This window comes from Brevibacillus panacihumi W25, assembly GCF_000503775.1.
Lineage (GTDB): Bacteria > Bacillota > Bacilli > Brevibacillales > Brevibacillaceae > Brevibacillus > Brevibacillus panacihumi_A.
This window is the reverse complement of record NZ_KI629785.1, coordinates 1,226,553-1,246,001: the sequence shown is the minus strand read 5'-3', so window position 1 is coordinate 1,246,001 and position 19,449 is coordinate 1,226,553. Positions and strand designations below refer to the sequence as shown.

The window sequence follows — 19,449 nt, the reverse complement described above, 5'->3', positions numbered from 1 at the left end:
GGAATTCGATGAGTATACGAATTGAAATTTGTTGGCCTGACTTTGATTGTACAGTCAGAGCAACACTTCTGTCGGAGATGAATCCGGAGTTATGCGAGGAGTTCAAGAAAACACTGCCGTTTACAAGCATACAAAGTCATGCGGTTGTTGCCGGCAAACAGATGTATTTCCCCTATCGGCTGGTCAGCGAGGTCGCGTATCAGGAGGAACCGATGGACAAACAACCGATCGGCAGAATAAATATCGAATTGGACTTTCAATATCTGGCGATGAATTACGGTCCGATGACCGAGCCCGTGCCAGCTGTGCCTCTGGCTCAAATTGCAGATGAGGATCTGGAAAAGATCCAAGTCATTGGCGAGAAGGTCTGGCATAATCTGTTGTTTGATGATCACTACTTGTCTGTCCACGTCCGATTGGCAGGCGGTGATGAACAGTGAACCGTAAGATAGAAGATTTCCTTACTGAACTGGAAAAAGAGATCGAGGAGATTTGGGTGAACGAACCTGAGGATATTTATGCCCTGAAGAAAGGATATCTTCCTTCAGGAGCGGGCATATACGGGCAATATTATTCCGTACTGGTGATGCTCGGGGGAGAGATGAGGGCGTTGGGCATTCATATCTTTGCGGATTTGATAGCGTTTAGCCAAGACCCGGAGTTTGATCTGAAGCATTTGCAGACCATGGCAAAACGGATGCTGAAAATCGACGTTGGGGTGATCAGCTATTTTGGACTTGCCAGATACGGGCGGTATCTAAGTCGCTATCATGAGCTGATTGAAGACATGGAAAGCAAAGAGGAATTTGCCCGGGTAACGAAATCGATGTTCACCTACACGAATCGTTATCAGATGTGGCTGCACCAGATTTTTCCTTGGGGAGTCTCGCAATTTTTCAAGCAGCAAACGCCCGAAACCTACCGGGAGATCAGCGAGAATTTGGAACGAAATCACACCAAAGGGCGAATTATTTAAAAAAATGTAAGTGTTTTCATTGACAATAATGTGAAGAATCCCTATAATTCGCTATAGATAACCTGTTAATCGACAAAAAGTGCTTCACATACGGTTAGGCGGAGAACATGGAGAAAACCCTTACCCGTAAACACATTCCCTAGGGGAGAAGTGTGTTTATGTTTGTGTAGGGGTTTTTTCCTTTTTCTGTCTGAATCGAGCGCTTTGCCAGAATATTGTCGATTGGCGAAAAAGAACAAAAAATAGAGAGGGGTCCAAAAAATGCAAAAAAGAAAGTGGTTTCATGGTTTGGCGACAGCAGCTCTCCTGACATCTGTTGTCTTGTCTGGTTGCTCTTCCTCCGAGGGTTCTGCGCCTTCCAATACAGGCGGCAGCGAGGGTGGCGACGCGAAGAAAGAACTGGGCGCAATTGCTTTTTACTCTCCAGAAACACCTGATATGACCAAACAGATGGGACAAGCCTTTGAAAAGCTGAACCCAGGTTCTTCGGTTAACGTGCAATATGCAGGTACCAATGTACTGGTTAACCGGATGATTGCGGAAAAAGACAACCCAATGGCTGACATCTGGTACGGCGGCGGCGGATTCCTTCCTTTCGAGTCTGCGAAGGACAAAGGCATCATTACATCTTATACACCAGAAGCAATCAAGGATTGGCCGGAAGTAGTTGACGGCATCAAGGTTCGCGACAAGGATTGGAAATGGATCGGCGCTGAAGTATTCGTACTCGGCTTCGTCTACAATACGGAGCTGGTGAAGCCGGAAGATTTGCCGAAAACATGGGATGATCTCCTCGATCCAAAATGGAAAGGCAAAATTCAAATGCCAAACCCGGCAGCATCGGGTACAGCTACACTCCTCGTACTTAGCCAGTTGATGGAAAAAGGCGACGAAGAAGGTTGGAAGTACTTCGAAAAACTGGTAGACCAAATGAGCGCAATCCCTGACTCCGGTTCTGCACCTACAAAAGCCGTAGCAAAAGGGGAAGCTCTGATCGGTATCGGCTTTGACTTCATGGCTTATGAAAACAAGGCAAAAGGCGAGAAGGTTGACTTCATCGTGCCTGAGAAAACACCTATTATCGTAAACCCTGTGTCGCTGGTTGAGGGTGGTCCAAACCCAGATGGCGGTAAAGCACTGATCGATTACCTGCTCTCCAAAGAAGGACAACAAACACTGGCTGACTGGTACCATATCCCAATCTCCAAAGACGTAGAATCCAAAACTCCGCTGACGCTGGAAAAAGTAATTCCTCACGCGCAAGAGCTGGATGTAGATTGGGTTGTACAAAACTATGACCGCGTACGTAACGAATGGCGTCAAAAATTCCAATAAGAGGGGGATCTTCCATGGGATCGGTGAAGATTGAGCACTTGAATAAACAATATAACGGAAACACCGCTTTGGAAGATGTCAACCTGGAGATTCGGGAGGGCGAGTTCTTCGCCCTCTTGGGTCCTTCCGGCTGCGGGAAAACGACAACGATGAGATGTGTTGCGGGATTTGAGACACCTACTTCCGGCAATATCTACATCGGGGATCGTAACGTGAACCTGATTCCGGCCAACCAGCGCAACTGCGGGATGGTCTTTCAAAGCTACGCGCTCTTTCCACATCTCAACGTGTTTGAGAATGTCGCGTACAGTCTGAATATTCGCCGCTTTTACGAAGGCGGGTTCGGAGCAAAAATCTCCACTTTGGCGCATATGCTGAACAGAAAACTGGGGAAGGTAGACCGCGTCACTGAGCAAAAGGTACGCGATGCCCTCGATTTTGTCGAATTGGGACATCTGGCTGATCGCTTGCCGGGTCAATTGTCCGGCGGTCAACAGCAGCGTGTGGCATTGGCGCGCGCCCTGGTTATGGAGCCTGCCGTTCTGCTGATGGACGAACCGCTCTCCAACCTGGATAAAAAGCTGCGCAACGTCATGCGCGTCACCATTCGTCAGATTCAGCAGAAGGTAGGCATCACTACCATTTTCGTCACGCACGACCAGGAAGAAGCAATGAGCATGGCAGACCGTGTTGCCGTCATGCATGGCGGACGTCTGGTGCAAGTCGATACACCGACAGCGCTGTACAGCAACCCTGCTACCAAGTTTGTTGCGGACTTCGTAGGCTCGTCCAACATCTTCAACGGCACGGTCAAAGGCACGAATGAGGCCGGGGAGACCGTGATTCAGGTCGGACAAAATCAACAGCTTCGCTCCACGTACCCGACAAGCAAAAAGGACGTTGAAATCATTATTCGTCCTGAAAGCATCCGACTGTTTGCAGGGGAGGCAGCAGCCAACGAGGAGAACATCTTGGATGGAACGATTGAACTATCCACTTACCTGGGCCCGACGATCCGCTACGATGTCAAGGTTGGCGAATTGCGCTTTGAGGTAGACACGGTGTTTGAAGCGGGCAGTCCAATCTTGCCATCAGGAACAGCGGTGAAACTGCAAATTGATCCGAATCGCGTGGTGGCGTTATGATGAAACGTTTCCTCGCTCAATTAAATGGATTGTCGGTTCTCAAATGGCTGATTTATCTTTTCTTCTTTGTCTTTTTGCTGGTTCCGCTCTTTTCGATTCTGCTCGTCAGTTTCACAGGGCAGCCCATCAATATCTTTGGCAGCTTTACCAGCCAAAAGATCTTCAATTCGACAATAGAAAAGCTGTCCAACATCTCGGCGGAGGCCTATACCTCGATTTTCAGCGAGGGGAACAGCTATTTTGCGGCATTGATCAACAGCTTGGAGCTGGGGACTGGGGTAGCTATTATCGTCACACTGGTTGTGCTGCCGATCGCGTATGCGTTTGCCCGCACGAAAATGCCGTTTAAGCCTTTCTTTGCGGCATTGTGCACCATTCCATTGATTATGCCGACTTTTATCTCGTCCCACGCCTTCGTCCTAATGTTCGGGAAAACGGGCTGGGTGACGCAGCTCTACCATAGCTTCGGTGGAGAAGGTGTCTTGTTTGATGTGCAGTCCATGCTGGGCATTGTGTTGGTACAGGTCTTTTTCTTCTTCCCTTATGCACTGTGGCCAATGGTAGCTGCATTCAAAATTAGCGATGTCACGTTGGAAGAAGCTTCGCAAAACCTCGGGGCGAAAAGCTGGTACACGTTTTTGCGCGTAACACTGCCGCTCGCAGTACCGGGCATTGTCTCCAGCATGCTCTTGATCTTTACGGTCAGCTTCTCCGACTTCGGTACGCCGATCATTCTGGCACCCAAAGACTTGAACCTGATCGTAGTAGAATCCTACCGCGAGATTGCCGGATTCTTTAACTGGGCGGGCTCTGCAGTCCTGACGGTGATCATGTTGCTCGTCGCAGCGTTCTTCTTCTGGCTGCAGCGTCTGGTAATCAAAGGCAGAGAGTACGGAACCATCTCCGGAAAGCCGACCAAGCAAAAGCTGAACGACCACAAAGGGACGCTGGTAGGTTTGACAATCTACACATTCCTGATCACATTTGTTCCGATTCTGGCAATGGGTTCGGTATTTCTCTCGTCCATCGCCACGACCTGGGGACACCATGCGCTGCCGGACGGGTATACGCTGGATCACTACAAAACGATCTTCAGCATCTCCGGCAAAAACATCTGGAACAGTATGGTGCTGGCCGGAGGTACGCTGGTGCTGAGCGTGATCATCTCTACCTTTGTGTCTTACTTTGTCGTGCGTCGTGGTTCCGGGGGACTTGACTTTGTTTCCTCGATTCCGCTGATCGTTCCCGGGATTGCCTTGGGGATCGCGCTGATTCAAACATTTAACACAGCTCCGATCCACCTGACCGGGACGGCGATTTTGCTGATCATCGCGTATACGATTCGCCGGATGCCGTATATGATCCGTTCGACGATGAGCTCGATGATGGCGATACGCAAGGATATCGAAGAAGCGGCTATCAGCCTGGGCGCATCCAACCTCATTGCTGCGCTTACGGTCATTGGGCCGTTGATGGTGCCAGGGATTGCGGCCGGTGCGATTCTGGTCTTCGTCACCGTTATTAAAGAGACGAGTATTTCCATTCTTTTGGCTCCTACGGACTGGGCGCCGATGAGCTTGGCGGTCTTCCAAAACCTGCTGCGCGGTGAATATTATACGGCGTGTGCGATGGCGATCTTGATTATCGTGATTGTGATCATTCTTCAGGCTATCGCCAAGAAAATCACGAAGGATCAGCTTTATTAATAGGATGACGGATTGGATAGGACAGGAGTGAGTCAGCATGAAGGGATTTATTTTTGATCTGGATGGCACGGTTTACCTCGGCGACAAGCTGATCGATGGAGCAGTTGAGGCGATCCAAGCCTTGCGCGACAGAGGGGACAAGGTAGTCTTTCTGTCCAACAAGCCGATTGCGACCCGGCAATCGTACGCACACAAATTGACAAAGATGGGGATTCCGACCAGTCTGGATGACGTGCTCAATTCATCTCTGATCGTCGCCCGTTATTTGCAAAAAGTATGCAAGCCAACAGACAAGGTGCTGGTCATCGGGGAAGAGCCGATCCGCGATGAACTGCGCGAACACGGCATCACGATGAGCGAGAATCCGCTGGATGTGCAGTATGTCGTGCTTTCCTGGGACCGCAACTTTACGTATGACCGTCTCAATGATCTCTATCAGGCAGCGATTCGCGGAGCGGTTGTCATTGCCTCCAATCCGGATCGCACTTGCCCGCTCGAGGATGGGCAGATTCCTGACACAGGCGCTCTGATCGGTGCTTTGGAGGGAGCGACAGGACAACCGATCGATCTGGTGGTTGGCAAGCCTTCTCCTATCGCTGCCGAGGCGGCTGTAGAGCATCTCGGGCTGGATTACTCCGCTTGCTATATGGTCGGAGATCGCTTGGAGACGGACATCAAGATGGGCAATGATACCGGGATGAATTCTGTACTGGTCCTGACGGGTATCAGCACTGCCGAGATGGCGGAAACAAGCGAACATCGTCCACGCTATGTGCTGAATAGCATTAAAGAAATCGTGAACCTCTAACCAATCGTGCTATAATGGTATCGGGAACTCAAAGCAACGGAGGTTAGGGAATGTACCCGATCGTCGACCTGGTGGAATGCCAGACTATTGCTGCAGTGCAAGAAGAGCAGCTTCTGGAGCCTGCACTCGAAAGTGAAGTGAATATCATCTTTCTGCTCACTGGCTCGATTTTCAACATCAAGGAATTGGTGGATCGCGTCAAGGCAGCCGGAAAGCATGTATTCTTGCACATGGAGTTTATTGAAGGCATTGCAGCGGATAAAAGCGGGGTCGCCTACGTCGCCAAGAACATTGAACCGACGGGGATCATTTCGACTCGCAGCAATCTGATCCGCGTAGCGAAAGAGATGAATCTGATGGCCATCCAACGGATTTTTCTCATCGATCGCAATGCTGTGGTCAAAGGGATCAAGGTGATTGAACAATCCTTGCCGGATGCGGTCGAGGTCATGCCAGGCGTGATGCCCCGTGTCATCCAGGAGATGACGAACCTGACACCTCTGCCGATCATTGCCGGAGGATTGATCGACACCAAGAAAGAAATCAATGATGCACTGGCAGCCGGAGCACTCGCTGTGTCTGTCGGGACAAGTGAATTGTGGTTTTAATTCCATAGCATGTTTTCAACAGGGAAGAGAACAGGAGAACCCCCTTTGGAGAAGCTGCGACTTGTAAGATGCACAAGTTGCTCTTTTCCTTTGGGGGTTTTTGTTATTGGAAAAAAATAGCAGGTTGTAGAGAAAGGGAGAGCGGAGATGGACAGAAATTTTTCAGCAAAGAATCGAACAGCGATCCTGGCTGACATGGCGGAAAAAGAATTGGACCTCCTTGTCATTGGCGGGGGAATCACAGGAGCAGGGATCGCACTCGATGCGAGCTTGCGTGGGGTTCGCGTCGGGCTGCTGGAGAAGAATGACTTCGGATCGGGGACCAGCAGCCGGTCGACGAAGCTGATTCACGGCGGCTTGCGCTATTTGAAGCAGGGAGATGTCAAGCTCGTGCAGGAAGTCGGACGCGAGCGTGCGATTTTGTACAAAAATGCTCCGCATCTGGTGATCGCAGCTCCGATGCTTTTGCCGATCTACAAAGGCGGAACGTACGGCTATCTGGCGTCATCGGTAGGCTTGTACGTCTACGATTGGCTGGCAGGGGTGGAGCGAAAAGAACGGCGGAAAATGCTCAGCAGGGAAGAAGCCCTGCGTCATGAGCCGTTGTTGAAAAAGGACGGCTTGAAGGGCGCTGGGTACTACTACGAGTATCGGACAGATGATGCCCGCCTGACCCTGGACATTATGAAAACGGCGTGGCAGCAAGGAGCAAAGATCGTCAACTACGCCAAAATGACGGAATTCATCTATCGCGGCAGTCAAGCTGTCGGCGTCAAGGTGACGGATCGCAACACGGGAAATACCTATGACATCTACGCGAAGAAAATCGTCAACGCTGCAGGTCCGTGGGTAGACGGTGTGCGCAAGCTGGACAATTCCTTGAAAGGAAAACGCCTCTATCTGACCAAAGGCGTTCACCTGGTCGTAGAGAAGGAAAAGCTGCCTGTCACGCAATCCGCCTATTTTGATACGCCAGACGGCCGGATGGTTTTCGTGATTCCGCGCGGCAACATCACATATATCGGCACGACCGATACCAGCTACCAACTGGATATCGACCAGCCGCGCACGACCAAGGAAGACCGCGACTATCTCCTGCGCGCTGTGAACGCCATGTTCCCGGAGGTGAAACTGAAGGAAAAGGATGTCGTCTCCCACTGGGCTGGATTGCGTCCACTCATCTACGAGGAAGGAAAAGGGCCATCCGAGCTGTCGCGTAAGGATGAGATTTTTATCTCCGATTCCGGATTGATTACGATTGCCGGCGGCAAGCTGACAGGCTTCCGCAAAATGGCGGAAAAAGTAGTCGACCTCGTCGCGGGGGATCTCTCCAAACAATCGGGACGCCAGTTCGGCGCTTGCGAGACCGATCAGATCGTGGTCAGCGGCGGTGAACGCATGGGACATACCGATTACGAGGCTTGTAAGAAAGAGCTTCTGGCAAAAGGGACTGCCAAAGGAGTAGATGCAGCAACCGCTCAAGAATGGATCGATACGTACGGCACCAACACCTTGCGCATCTACGAGCGATTGAGTGAAGCGGCTGCGGGGCAGAAGCGGACGGAGGAAGAATTGCTCGATGCCCAATTGTCTTACGCGATCGAAGAAGAGATGACCGCGACGGCAGCCGACTTCCTGCGCTTGCGTACAGGCTGGACCTATTTCCAGGTGAAAAAAGCAGACGCCAAAGCAGATACGGTCATTCGTCTCATGGGTGAGAAGCTGGGCTGGAGCGAGGCAGATCGCGAGCGTGAACGCGCTGCTGTCAGCCATTTGCTGGAAACAATCTACCAGCTGCCGCAAAACGAGGATGAGATCACCCAATCTACACAACAGCAAGCGACAAGAAAAGCATTGTAAACATCCAGGAGAAAAAGCAACGGGTATTGTCAGGTTCTTTTTCTCCTTTTTCAGATGGAAGGGAGGAGGCGTTCAGGATGAAGCAGACAGTTGGCACCAAATTGTTTGCGGGTTTTCTTTGCATGCTGCTGCTCATGGCCGGATTGGGCTGGATGGGGCTGCGCACGGAGGAACAGATCAACAGCAAGGCAGAGGAAATTAACGAAAACTGGATTCCCAAGATGACGGCGATCATGCAAATCAAATATGTAACCAAGCATTTTTTTGCGCTGCAGCTTCAATACGCAGGGACCACGGATGAGAGGAAGCAGCTCTTCATTCATGAGCAGGCACAGCAAACGCTGCAGCAGGTCGAGGAACAGTTCGCCCGTTACGAGCAGGCGCCGCTCACCGCCGATGAGGAGAAGTTCTTTCATTCATTGAAAGCGGCATGGGCGAATTACCTGACAACCTATGAAGAAATGGTGGGTCAGTCTGGCCGTGTTTCGCTCAATGATGTCATGCGGGAAGCTGACACGATGTTTCAAGTCATGGACGGATATTTGACCAACCTCGTTCGCCTGAGCGAGGAAGGGGCGGCCAATGCTACCGTGCAAGCCGCTGCGCTGCATGAGTCGGGGAGACGGGAAACCTTGATCAGCATGGCAGTGGCGCTCTTGATCAGCATGCTGCTCTCCGTGCTCCTGACACGTCATATCCGCAATCCCCTGATGCAGGTCGCAGGCTCCGTCAAGCTGATCACGCAAGGCGAGCTCGGGCAAGCAGATCTCAAGATCCGCAACAGGGACGAGATCGGTGAATTGGCGAACCACGTCAATGCCATGCGGGCCAAGCTGCAGCAGTTTGCTGTACAGGTCAACGAAGCGGCAAGTCATGTCGCCAGATCCTCTGCTGTACTGAGCGGACACGCCAAGGATACGCTCGCTGCCAGTCACGAGATCGCTTCTTCGATCCAAGGAATATCCGCAGGGACAGATGCTACGGCCGCTAGTGCGCAGGAAAGCGCCAGGGCGATGGAAGAGATGGCGTTCGGGATCGGACGTGTGGCAGAATCCACCTCATCATTGGCTGAGGCTTCCCTGACGGCGGAGCAGGAGGCAAAGCAGGGAATATCCGCGTTGCTGCAAGCAAGCTCGCAAATGGGCGCCATTCGACAGACGATGGACGAATCGGCGAAAGCAATCCAGCAACTGGGCGACAGCTCGCAGCAAATCGAGCAGATCGTGGAGATGATTACACAGATTGCTTCCCAGACCAATTTGCTCGCTCTCAACGCCGCAATCGAAGCAGCGCGTGCTGGCGAGCATGGCAGGGGCTTTTCCGTCGTAGCGGATGAAGTGCGGGATCTGGCGGAGCGCTCCAATCATTTTGCCAAGCAAATCGCCGTATTGATCCAGAATATACAGCTGGAAGCCGCACAGGCGGTACAAGCGATGAACACGATGGCAGAGGATGTACACCAGGGTGCAGACATCATGAAGGATGCGGAATCAGCCTTTATGCAAATTACGCATGGCATGGGGGAGATTTCCAGTCAAGTGCAGGAGGTATCCGCGGTCACGGAGGAATTGTCCGCGAGCGTCGAGCAGTTGTCCGCCACATCCGCGCAGACTGCCGCTGTCGTGAGAAGCGGAGCAGACGAGACCCACAAGATCGTGGCAGCAACACAGATGCAGGTGAGGGCAAGCGAGGAAGTGAATGCTTCGACCCGTTCTTTGGAGGAGCAGGCAGAGTCGTTGCGAAAAGCGGTGGGATGGTTTAAAGGAATGTAGCGGAAGCAATAGCAGCAGTATCAGTATTTTGTTGAAGCCTGGAGACGGTTTTGTGTCCGGGCTTTTACTTGCTCGGATAAGGAAAAGGCACCCTTGTAAGAAAGAGTGCCTTTCGACCAATGATCGTTAATGTGCCGTTTGACCAGCATCCACGATAAAGGTTTGACCAGCTGCATAGGAGGCCGCATCTGAAGAGAGGAACAGCACCATGCCTGCGATTTCTTCCGGTCTTGCAGGACGGCCTATCGGTGTATTTGCAGTAACCACCTTTTTCATTTCTTCATCCTCGAGCCAGCCTTTTGTCATATTCGTTTCCACTAAACCTGGCGCAATGGCGTTGACACGAATGCCTTTTGCAATATACTCGATGCCTGCTGCCTTGGTCAACCCGACGACACCATGCTTCGCCGCGACATAGGGTGCCATGCCGGGGTCCGCTATAATGCCTGCGATGGAGGCTGTGTTTACGATCGTACCTTTTCCCTTGGTTGTGAAGTAGGCAAGTTCATGTTTCATCGCATAAAAAACACCTTTAAGATCTACATTGACAACAAAGTCAAAGTCTTCTTCTGTCATATCTGCAAAGTCTTTTGTTGGAGGCAGTACACCAGCGTTGTTAAATGCATGATCTAGACCACCAAATTGTTCTACTGTAAAATCAATCAAGCTTTTCACATCGGATGAGCTGGTTACATCCGTTTTCTTGAATAGTGCCTCTGCACCTTCTTGTTTGATCATTTCCACGGTTTCTTTCGCTTGTTCATTTACATCCCCAATGACTACTTTAGCGCCACGCTTTGCAAAAGCAAGTGCAGTGGCACGACCAATTCCGGTTGCACCACCTGTGATCAGAACAACTCGGTTTTCAAAATCTTTCAAGGACATCTTAGACCCCCTACGACTGTTTCTCTTCCATGAACAGTGTTATAGGGGTAGTTTTCACACGATATTTATATTTATCCCCAATTGGGGACTTCACCTCACTACAGTTCCATTTTCCTTTTTAGAGTGTTTTTTGTCCCAAGATCCTTCTGCTACTTTTAGGTGCGGAAGGAGGTGATTATTATGACCAAGCATCTGTACTTCTTCGTAAATGTCAAAGATGCTCTGCGGCTTAGTCAGGAACTTACGCAGTTCGGATACACAAATTACTATCTGCAGCCACACGATGATCAAGTTGCCTTTGTATTTGAGCGCGTCACTGACATGAGTCGCATCGTCTTGAGACATTTATTCGGTGCAGATGGCTCGTCGCAACTAGACCACTAACTACGCAGGGCTGGTGCTCCTCGACCAGAGGGGCATCAGCTCCTGGATTTATACGCGAATCACTTCATCTATCAGGTATACAACCCACCCGTATACATCGCGGTGAGATTGCGGGCAATTTCTTGTACCGGATAGCCATCCTCGTTTTTGACGATTTCCCAAAGGTACATCTCATTGGCAAAGAACCATCCCTGGGCGATCAGGTAGGGGTTCACATCCGTCCGGGCCAGGCCATGGGCTTGGGAGTAGCGAATATCCTGTTCGATTCCCTTGATAAATCGCTCGCGGATCTCCTTCCATTTGCGGTTTACCTCATCTGACAAACGAATGGCTTCCTCGATCACCTGCATCATCTGGCGTTCTTCATGCGCCATTTCGAGGAACAGTCCAGCCTGCTTTTCGATCATGATATTAGCTTCTTCTCTGGATTTCGGAGTGAAGGGAAGCTCGGCGATCTCGTAAAACTGGACCATGACTTCCTCCATGAGATGAATGAGCAGATCGTCTTTTCCGTTGAAATGGACATAAGCCGTTCCATAGCCGGTATTGGCTCTCTTAATAATCTGGGAGATGGTCGTTTTTTGAAAACCGCTTTCGATAAATTGAGCTCGCCCGGCCTCCAACAGCCTTTTTCTGGTTTCGAGGGAGCGCCGCTTGCGGGCAGGCATTTTCTCTTGGGACGTATTCATAGGCTTTCCTTTCGTTTTGCGGGAATAATCGGTGTTTTCTCATATTATTATCTCACAAGAAAAACAGGAAATGCCAGAAAACCGAGACAAGCATTCGCCGACATGATGTCATTGACATGAAATCATTGATATAATACTCTTAATTTACAGAAAATGAATACTTGAAGAAAGGGATGATTTTTTGGCTGCACAACATTTTGATCCTTCACGCGAATGGGCGATCGAGCGAGACAAGCAGGATGAGCTGGCTTCTTTTCGCAGTCAGTTTTATCTGAAGGAAGGGGCCATCTATCTGGATGGGAACTCGTTGGGGCTGCTATCCAAAAAGGCAGAACAGTCCTTGCTTGCCTTGCTGGATTCGTGGAAGGAGCACGGGATCAATGGCTGGACAGAAGGAGATGAGCCTTGGTTTTTTCTGTCTGAACGTCTGGGAAAAAAGATGGCTCCGCTCGTAGGCGCTTCCCCGGAAGAAGTGATTGTGACAGGCTCGACGACGACCAATCTGCATCAGGTGGTGGCGACGTTTTATCAGCCAGCTGGAAACAGAACGAAAATTCTCGCCGACGAGCTGAATTTTCCCTCTGACATCTATGTGCTGCAAAGCCAGCTGAGATTGAGAGGCTACGATCCGCAGGAGCATCTGGTGCGGGTGAAAAGCCGCGACGGTCGTTTGATTGAGGAAGAAGATATTATCGCCGCGATGACAGATGAGATCGCGCTGGTTGTCTTGCCAAGCGTCTATTATCGCAGCGGGCAAATCCTCGATATGCGCCGCTTGACACAGGAGGCACACCAACGCGGGATTCTGATCGGCTTTGACTGCTGTCATTCGGTCGGTGCGATGCCGCATGAATTCGCGGAATGGGATGTTGATTTCGCAGTCTGGTGCAACTACAAGTATCTGAATGCAGGGCCGGGCGGGGTAGCGAGCCTGTACATTAACCGGAAGCATTTTCATCGTCTTCCCGGCTTGACAGGTTGGTTCAGCTCCCGCAAGGACAAACAATTTGACATGGAGCATCAATTGACGCCGGCCGAAGACGCAGGTGCGTATCAAATGGGAACACCGCATCTGCTCAGCATTGCGCCGTTGATCGGCTCTCTGGAATTGTTTGCGGAGGCGGGCATTGACCGGCTTCGGGAAAAGTCGCTCCAGCTCACGCGCTATATGATGGATCTGATCGATCATGAGCTGCAAGGAATGGGCTTTACAATCGGCAATCCGTTGGAAGACAAGCGTCGCGGTGGCCATGTCTACCTGGAGCATGACGAGGCGATCCGCATCTGCAAAGCGCTCAAGGAAAACGGCGTCACCCCCGACTTCCGCGCGCCAAACGGCATTCGCCTGGCTCCGGTGGCCTTGTACAACTCGTTTGAGGATGTCTGGAATGCCGTGCAAATTCTGAAGAAAATCATGAAGGAAGAGCAGTACAAAAAATTTAAAAACACCAGAGAAGTCGTTGCTTAACCCCACTTACTGAGGAGGTTATTTATGGCTGGAGATGCGAATCAGTTTCAAAAGATTATGGATCGCGAAAAAGGGCTGCACCGTGGGTTGACCACCGGGCAGCTCACCATGATCGCCATCGGTGGCGCGATCGGGACAGGTCTCTTTTTGGGAAGCGGCTTCGCGATCGGGTTTGCGGGGCCGAGTGTTCTCATCAGCTACGCGATAGGTGCTGTCATTGCTTTTCTGCTAATGGGTTGTCTTGCAGAGATGACCGTTGCGCATCCCACCTCTGGATCGTTCGGCGCTTTTGCCGAACACTACATCAACCCGTGGGCGGGGTTCGCTGTACGGTATTCCTACTGGGCATGTATTGTCGCGGCCGTCGGTACCGAAATCTCGGCAGTAGCGGTCTACATGAAGTACTGGTTCCCTGATGCCCCCGGTTGGTTATGGATCGTTTTGTTTTCTGCCGTCCTTATTTATGTGAATGCAACCAGCGTCAAAATGTTTGGTTCCGTCGAATACTGGTTCTCCATGGTGAAGATTGTTGCCATTGTTTCTTTTATCTTATTAGGAGCGTACGTAGTATTCGGGACCAGCACACAGCCTGAAATCGGGTTTCACAATTATACCGAGCAAGGCGGTTTCCTGCCGAATGGCTGGTGGGGGATGTGGGTTGCGGTGATTGTCGCTTTGTTCAGCTATCTCAGCATCGAAATGATTGCGGTGACGGCAGGGGAAGCACAGGAGCCGGAGAAGGCTGTTCCTCGTGCGCTTCGCTCGACGGTCGTCCGACTGATCGTGTTCTATCTTTTGACGCTCTCTCTCATGCTGGCGATTGTTCCCTGGACAGCAGCGGGTGTGGATAAGAGCCCGTTTGTAAAAGTCATGGAGCTGTTGTCGATTCCCGGAGCGGGCGGCATTATGAACTTCGTCGTACTCGTCGCGGCTCTTTCCGCGATGAACAGCCAATTGTACATTACGACACGGATGATGTTCTCTCTCTCGCGGGCTGGTTATGCACCGAAGCGCTTTGGAGCGCTGAGCAAAAAGGGAGTGCCTACCTCTGCCCTGTGGCTGTCCACCATCGGGATTGCGTTGGCCGCTGTTTTGGAAGCGGTTGCACCAGATCAGTCGTTCATGCTGATGATGGGCATCTCCTTGTTTGGCGCGATGTTTACCTGGTTCATGATCTTCGTCACGCATCTGTTCTTCCGTCGAAAATGGGAAGCTTCCGGTGGACGCAAACTCCCCGTCCGAATGATCGGGTATCCGTATCTGACCTTGCTCGGAGCGGGACTGATGCTGGCGATTATGATCACGACCTGGTTCACGGATGCATTCCAGATGACGCTGATCGTCGGGGTCCCCTGGATGATCTTTATCACCGTGGCCTACTGGCTCTGGAGCAAGTCTGCTTCCAAGAGCTCAGGGCTGGCGGAGGATAGCAAGCACGACCAGGTGCTGTAGTGGTACATGGTACATCTTTTAGACGCCTCGTTCTCGGGGCGTCATTTTTTGTTGCGCCGTTTTGCGCCCCAAAGTCACCTTACAAAAATGTAATGAGCGTGTAATGAATTTCGATACAATCATGGCCTGTATTCCTGTTAGGATAATGCGGTGTGATGGGTGAGCGGCCACAATAACGTCAAGGAGGAAGTGATCATCATAGAAAAAGCACTCACGAACAAACGTATGGATAGTTTGGACTATCTGCGCGGTTTCGCATTGATCGGGATTTTATTGGTGAACATTTTGCCGCTCTTGTCCGTAGCTGATCCGCAACCGGGAAGCATCCATGCGGCGATCAATGTGATCCTTCAGCTCGGAGTAGAGTCGCGTTTTATGGTCATCTTCTCCTTTCTTTTCGGAGTAGGGTTTACCATCTTTTACAGCAGGGCCAAGGAAAAGGGAGAGAACAGTCTCGTCTTGTTTATCTGCAGACTGCTGGCCCTGCTGATCTTTGGTTTTATTCACAGCCAATTCCATCCGGGTGAGGCGCTGCTTCCGTATGCGATCGTCGGGTTTCTCCTGATTCCGTTTTATCGGGTGAACAAAAAAATCAATTTGTCCCTCGCATTGGTGCTGTTGGCGGCCGCAGGTGCAACAGGAATGAAGGCATTGCTGATCCTGCCGTTGTTCCTACTCGGATTGGCTGTTGGGCAGTACGGTATTTTTCAGCATATCTCCAAGCACATGCCGCGGATCATCGTGTTGCAACGAGTCACGCTGGTGCTCACAGTCATTGGTTTGGTTGTGCAATATCAGCTGATTCCGCAAAACGTGCCATTCAGCTATATGGTAATCGTGGATAGCGAAATGACTGAAGCAGAACTCAATCAAATCTGGCATTACACGATTGCCGCGACGATCGTCGGTCTTCTGATGTCTGCCTGGTACGTGACAACACTGATGCGATTGCTTCAGAACCGTACGGCTCAAAAGGTGCTTGCGCCGTTGAAATCCTACGGACGCATGGCCCTGACCAATTACCTCTCTCAGACGGTGCTCGTCTTGCTGATTGGCTATGGGTTTGGCGTAAAAGGCAATACCGACATGCTGTCTGCCGCACTCATGAGTGTAGGCATCCACACTGTCCTCATGCTGTTCAGCAGATGGTGGCTGTCCCGTTTCACGATGGGGCCGCTTGAGTGGATATGGAGATTGTTCACTTATCGTCGGATGATTCCCCTGAAGAGACAGCAGCAAGTTGGCTAGAGCCGGAATAAGATGAGCCCCATCCTGATGAAAGCGTCGCACAGCCGCTATTCCGTCAGGCATGGGGCTTTTTTTCACCAGTTGATCCAGTTTAGGGTATAATGGCGCAAAAAGACTACGTAAGGGGACATGCGGAGGATGAGTAAAAAGAGCCAAATTTTTGTCGAGCAGATTGCTTTGTTTCACAAGGAAAAGGGTTGGTATCCGCCTGTGCTTGAGGTAGTGCAGGGACTCACGGCGGAACAAGCGAAATGGAAAGGCGAAGGGCAGCATTCCATCTGGGAGTTGCTAGCCCACCTGACGTTCTGGAATGAAAGATGGCTGCACCGCTATCGACAGGAATCGGTAGAAAATCTGGAATCCAATGAGGCCACCTTTTCCGTAATGACGGCCGAGGGAGAAGAGGAAGAAGCGTGGAGATCGCTAATCGAACGCTTTGACTCTGTGATGAATGAATGGAAGCGCGAGTTGAACGGATGTGACGACTCCAAAATGGATGAACCTTTGCCCTTTGATCCGTCCTGCACTTGGTGGGAGGCCTTATCCTGTCTGACGACGCACAATACGTATCACCTGGGGCAAATGGTTACGATCCGGAAGCAGCAGGGGTTGTAGCGTGAGAGAAGCGGAGATGATGTCCGTGATTGCAGAACTAGAGGAACTGTCCATGAACGCTTGGCCTCCCATTTACTGGTCATCTTAGATAATTTGCCGGCCCGACGACTTTATGAAAAGCTCGGGTACCGAGAAGCGTATCCGTATGGGTATCGCATCAAAGAAACACGATAGATGAAACCTTTCCCTCCTCGCAGCGTCTGAAAAGTATGGCAGATTCAACGAGATGGAGGAACAAGATGATGATGAGAAGCATCACCAGGATCGGTGTGGCAGCCCTGCTGCTCGTACAGGCAGCGGCTATTCCCGTACATGCGGCGGCATTTCCCACGATCCAGCCATATGTCATGGACAACGAAAAAATCGGTTTTACCAATGGAGAAAAGGTAGTCACTCCACCGATTTATGATAGCATCGAGCAATACCCGCGTTATGTGGTCGTCACAGCAGCAGGAAAAAAGGGGATCCTGGATGCCAAGACAGGCAAAACGATTATCCCTGCTGCATGGGATTCGGTAGAGATAAAGCCTGACGGAAACATCGCCATCGTGCAAAAAGGCGGATGGTTCCAATACCTGGACCTGGCAACACAACAGCTTTCCCAGAAAAAATTCGTTGGAGCCCACACCTACTTTTTATCGGATGCATACCCCGATGTGGTGGTGATGGGCGGAGAGCAGACGATGATGCTGGCTCCGTCCGGCAAGGTGTTGCTGCCGCTGTTCGCAGGCAAGATTTCCTTCGTCGATCTGTACAAGGTAGCAGATGATGCTGGAGAAGAAAAACGGATGCGCTACGCCATTGCCAGTACAGCCGACCAGCTCACTCTGTACGATCCTGTCACGATGCAGCCCAAATTTTCGCTGAAAAAAGCGGAGCATCTCCCGCAGGATGGAGCGAAGTCCGCCTACATCCGAGTGCGGGTAGCTGGCAAAGAGGGACTGGTAGACAGCAACGGCAACTACGTGCTGGAACCGAAATACAAAAAGCTTGCCTTCTGGAACCACGGGTATGTGCAAGTGGAAAGCGAGACAGGCATCGGGCTGTGGCGAAACGGCAAAATGCTGGCTGAACCGCGCTTTAGCGACGTCGGGATTGAATCCGGCACCAAGGAAGTATACAGCACCAAAGACGGACAGACTGTCACGTACCATGCTGCAGACAAAGCTTGGTCGTATTCCTTCAGGCCGGGTGCAGAGATCGTTCACGGAGACCATGTTCTGGGGCAAGATCTGAAAACAGGTCTGTACGGAGTTGTAAAGGTTGGCGGAGAAGTCGTCATTCCGTTCCAATATCCACGGGTGGAAGGCCCACCAGCAGCTCGCCTGCTCGTCCGTCAAGACGGGAAGAAAGGACTCCTGCCTGGCTACGAGCTGCCCATGCAGGAACCGCAATTCTGGTTTGACACGTTGACGACGATTGGCGGCAGCTACAGCATGCTCAGCATACAGGATGGAAAGAAGATCGGGCTGTATTCGGAGAGAAAGGGCCTGCTTTTGCCGCCGCAGGAAAACCGGGTGATTCACTACGAACAGCAGGACGGAAAAGTAAAAGTGAGCGAACCTGATGGAACAACGCTCTACTACGGTTATGACGGAAATCCAGCTGATCCGGGCAAGGAGTTTCAGCGCCACTTGACCGATCAGCTTCGTACATCAGAAACATCTGACAAGAAACTGGTCTTGATCGATCGGAAGACGGACCAGCAGATTGGCAAGAGTTACAGCCGTGCTCTGTATTATGACAATGCCGCCGACTTGGTAATAGGACTGGATGCAGGTAAAGACGAGGCAGATTTATACACAGCAGTAGGCCAGCTGATCACCAATGAGATCAAGGTGCGTGTCAAGGAAGATTCACAGGAAGGAATGCCTGTTGTACTGGTCAAGATGAACAATGCGGTCTACAGCATCGGCAAAAAAGCGAATCAGAGCGGGTGGGCATTGGTGAAGCTGGAAGATGATCAGCTAACGGCCCTTACTCCTTTTGTGTACCGGGATATACAGGCACGGATGATGAAAGATCAAACACTCCTGGTTTTGACGAGAACAGATGGAAAACAAGACTTGTGGGTGGACACGAAAGAACAGGGGATGATCAAGCTGGAGGGGGCTGTCAGCATCCAGACATTCCCTTACCTGGATGGCGTACTGGTTGAGAGCGAGGGCGGATGGGATGCTTACTCATCGAGTTTGCAGCGCAAGACAAGTGGCAACTACCGCTCCATGCAGGTGGTCGAAAACTACGGGGAAAAAAATCGCGCGATCCTCATGCAAGATCAGAAGAGCGGGCTGTACGGCCTTCTTTCGATCGAGTTGAGCCCGATGACTCCACTCGTGTATGAATCCATTCGGGCTACCGATCACATCTTTTTGCAGGTCAGGAGTGAAGAAGTCGCATCTCCGCCGTTTGTCTTCACCACCAAACAGCATTTCGGCTATCTGGACGCACAGGGAAAAGAGCTGTTTAAAACCAATCGCGTCACTAAATAGGCAGGC

Annotated in this window: 17 protein-coding genes; 15 read left to right on the top strand and 2 right to left on the bottom strand. The window is 51.2% G+C overall.

Annotation, left to right across the window (positions count from 1 at the left end):
- Window positions 1–8: 8 nt before the first annotated feature.
- From T458_RS46985 to T458_RS0129125, 9 genes are all read left to right on the top strand, one after another.
- Window positions 9–440 (top strand): hypothetical protein, encoded by a 432-nt coding sequence (locus T458_RS46985; RefSeq protein ID WP_023558048.1) that lies wholly within the window; start codon window positions 9–11, stop codon window positions 438–440.
- Window positions 437–976, top strand: a complete 540-nt coding sequence (locus T458_RS46980; RefSeq protein ID WP_023558047.1) for a cucumopine synthase-related protein — start codon at window positions 437–439, stop codon at window positions 974–976. Before T458_RS46985 ends, T458_RS46980 begins: the two co-directional genes overlap by 4 nt.
- Before the next feature lie 261 nt (window positions 977–1,237).
- Window positions 1,238–2,311, top strand: coding sequence for an extracellular solute-binding protein (locus tag T458_RS46975; protein ID WP_023558046.1), 1,074 nt, complete (start codon window positions 1,238–1,240; stop codon window positions 2,309–2,311).
- A gap of 14 nt (window positions 2,312–2,325) precedes the next feature.
- Window positions 2,326–3,456: an ABC transporter ATP-binding protein gene (locus T458_RS46970; RefSeq protein WP_023558045.1), complete on the top strand. Its 1,131-nt coding sequence runs from the start codon at window positions 2,326–2,328 to the stop codon at window positions 3,454–3,456.
- A complete protein-coding gene (locus T458_RS46965; protein WP_023558044.1) occupies window positions 3,453–5,162 on the top strand; it encodes an ABC transporter permease in 1,710 nt (569 codons plus the stop codon). The genes T458_RS46970 and T458_RS46965 overlap by 4 nt, the downstream gene beginning before the upstream one ends.
- Before the next feature lie 37 nt (window positions 5,163–5,199).
- On the top strand, window positions 5,200–5,970 hold the full coding sequence (locus tag T458_RS0129130) for an HAD-IIA family hydrolase (protein WP_031306039.1): 771 nt from the start codon (window positions 5,200–5,202) through the stop codon (window positions 5,968–5,970).
- Between the two features lie 50 nt (window positions 5,971–6,020).
- A complete protein-coding gene (locus T458_RS46960; protein ID WP_023558042.1) occupies window positions 6,021–6,578 on the top strand; it encodes a glycerol-3-phosphate responsive antiterminator in 558 nt (185 codons plus the stop codon).
- A gap of 147 nt (window positions 6,579–6,725) precedes the next feature.
- Window positions 6,726–8,438, top strand: coding sequence for a glycerol-3-phosphate dehydrogenase/oxidase (locus T458_RS46955; protein WP_023558041.1), 1,713 nt, complete (start codon window positions 6,726–6,728; stop codon window positions 8,436–8,438).
- A gap of 77 nt (window positions 8,439–8,515) precedes the next feature.
- Window positions 8,516–10,210 (top strand): HAMP domain-containing methyl-accepting chemotaxis protein, encoded by a 1,695-nt coding sequence (locus T458_RS0129125; RefSeq protein ID WP_023558040.1) that lies wholly within the window; start codon window positions 8,516–8,518, stop codon window positions 10,208–10,210.
- 126 nt (window positions 10,211–10,336) lie between these two features.
- Here T458_RS0129125 and T458_RS46950 read toward each other — a convergent pair whose 3' ends face one another.
- Window positions 10,337–11,095 carry an SDR family NAD(P)-dependent oxidoreductase gene (locus T458_RS46950; protein WP_023558039.1) on the bottom strand — a complete coding sequence of 253 codons (759 nt, stop codon included), beginning with the start codon at window positions 11,093–11,095 and terminating at the stop codon, window positions 10,337–10,339.
- Between the two features lie 180 nt (window positions 11,096–11,275).
- On the opposite strand from T458_RS46950, the gene T458_RS46945 reads away from it, so the two are divergent.
- Window positions 11,276–11,479: a hypothetical protein gene (locus tag T458_RS46945; protein ID WP_023558038.1), complete on the top strand. Its 204-nt coding sequence runs from the start codon at window positions 11,276–11,278 to the stop codon at window positions 11,477–11,479.
- Between the two features lie 71 nt (window positions 11,480–11,550).
- Here T458_RS46945 and T458_RS46940 read toward each other — a convergent pair whose 3' ends face one another.
- Complete coding sequence (locus T458_RS46940; RefSeq protein WP_023558037.1) at window positions 11,551–12,168, bottom strand: TetR/AcrR family transcriptional regulator; 618 nt, start codon at window positions 12,166–12,168, stop codon at window positions 11,551–11,553.
- 181 nt (window positions 12,169–12,349) lie between these two features.
- Between T458_RS46940 and kynU the strand changes: the two genes are divergently transcribed.
- The 5 genes from kynU to T458_RS46915 all read left to right on the top strand — a co-directional run bounded on the left by kynU (window position 12,350) and on the right by T458_RS46915 (window position 19,443).
- Window positions 12,350–13,636: a kynureninase gene (gene kynU, locus T458_RS46935; protein WP_023558036.1), complete on the top strand. Its 1,287-nt coding sequence runs from the start codon at window positions 12,350–12,352 to the stop codon at window positions 13,634–13,636.
- Window positions 13,637–13,660: 24 nt separating this feature from the next.
- The gene (locus tag T458_RS46930; protein ID WP_023558035.1) at window positions 13,661–15,088 is read left to right on the top strand and encodes an amino acid permease; all 1,428 of its coding nucleotides are present in this window, start codon (window positions 13,661–13,663) and stop codon (window positions 15,086–15,088) included.
- Between the two features lie 189 nt (window positions 15,089–15,277).
- Window positions 15,278–16,336, top strand: a complete 1,059-nt coding sequence (locus T458_RS46925; protein ID WP_023558034.1) for a DUF418 domain-containing protein — start codon at window positions 15,278–15,280, stop codon at window positions 16,334–16,336.
- A 138-nt stretch (window positions 16,337–16,474) separates the two neighbouring features.
- A complete protein-coding gene (locus tag T458_RS46920) occupies window positions 16,475–16,951 on the top strand; it encodes a DinB family protein (protein WP_023558033.1) in 477 nt (158 codons plus the stop codon).
- Between the two features lie 239 nt (window positions 16,952–17,190).
- On the top strand, window positions 17,191–19,443 hold the full coding sequence (locus T458_RS46915; protein ID WP_023558032.1) for a WG repeat-containing protein: 2,253 nt from the start codon (window positions 17,191–17,193) through the stop codon (window positions 19,441–19,443).
- The last annotated feature ends 6 nt before the right edge of the window (window positions 19,444–19,449 follow it).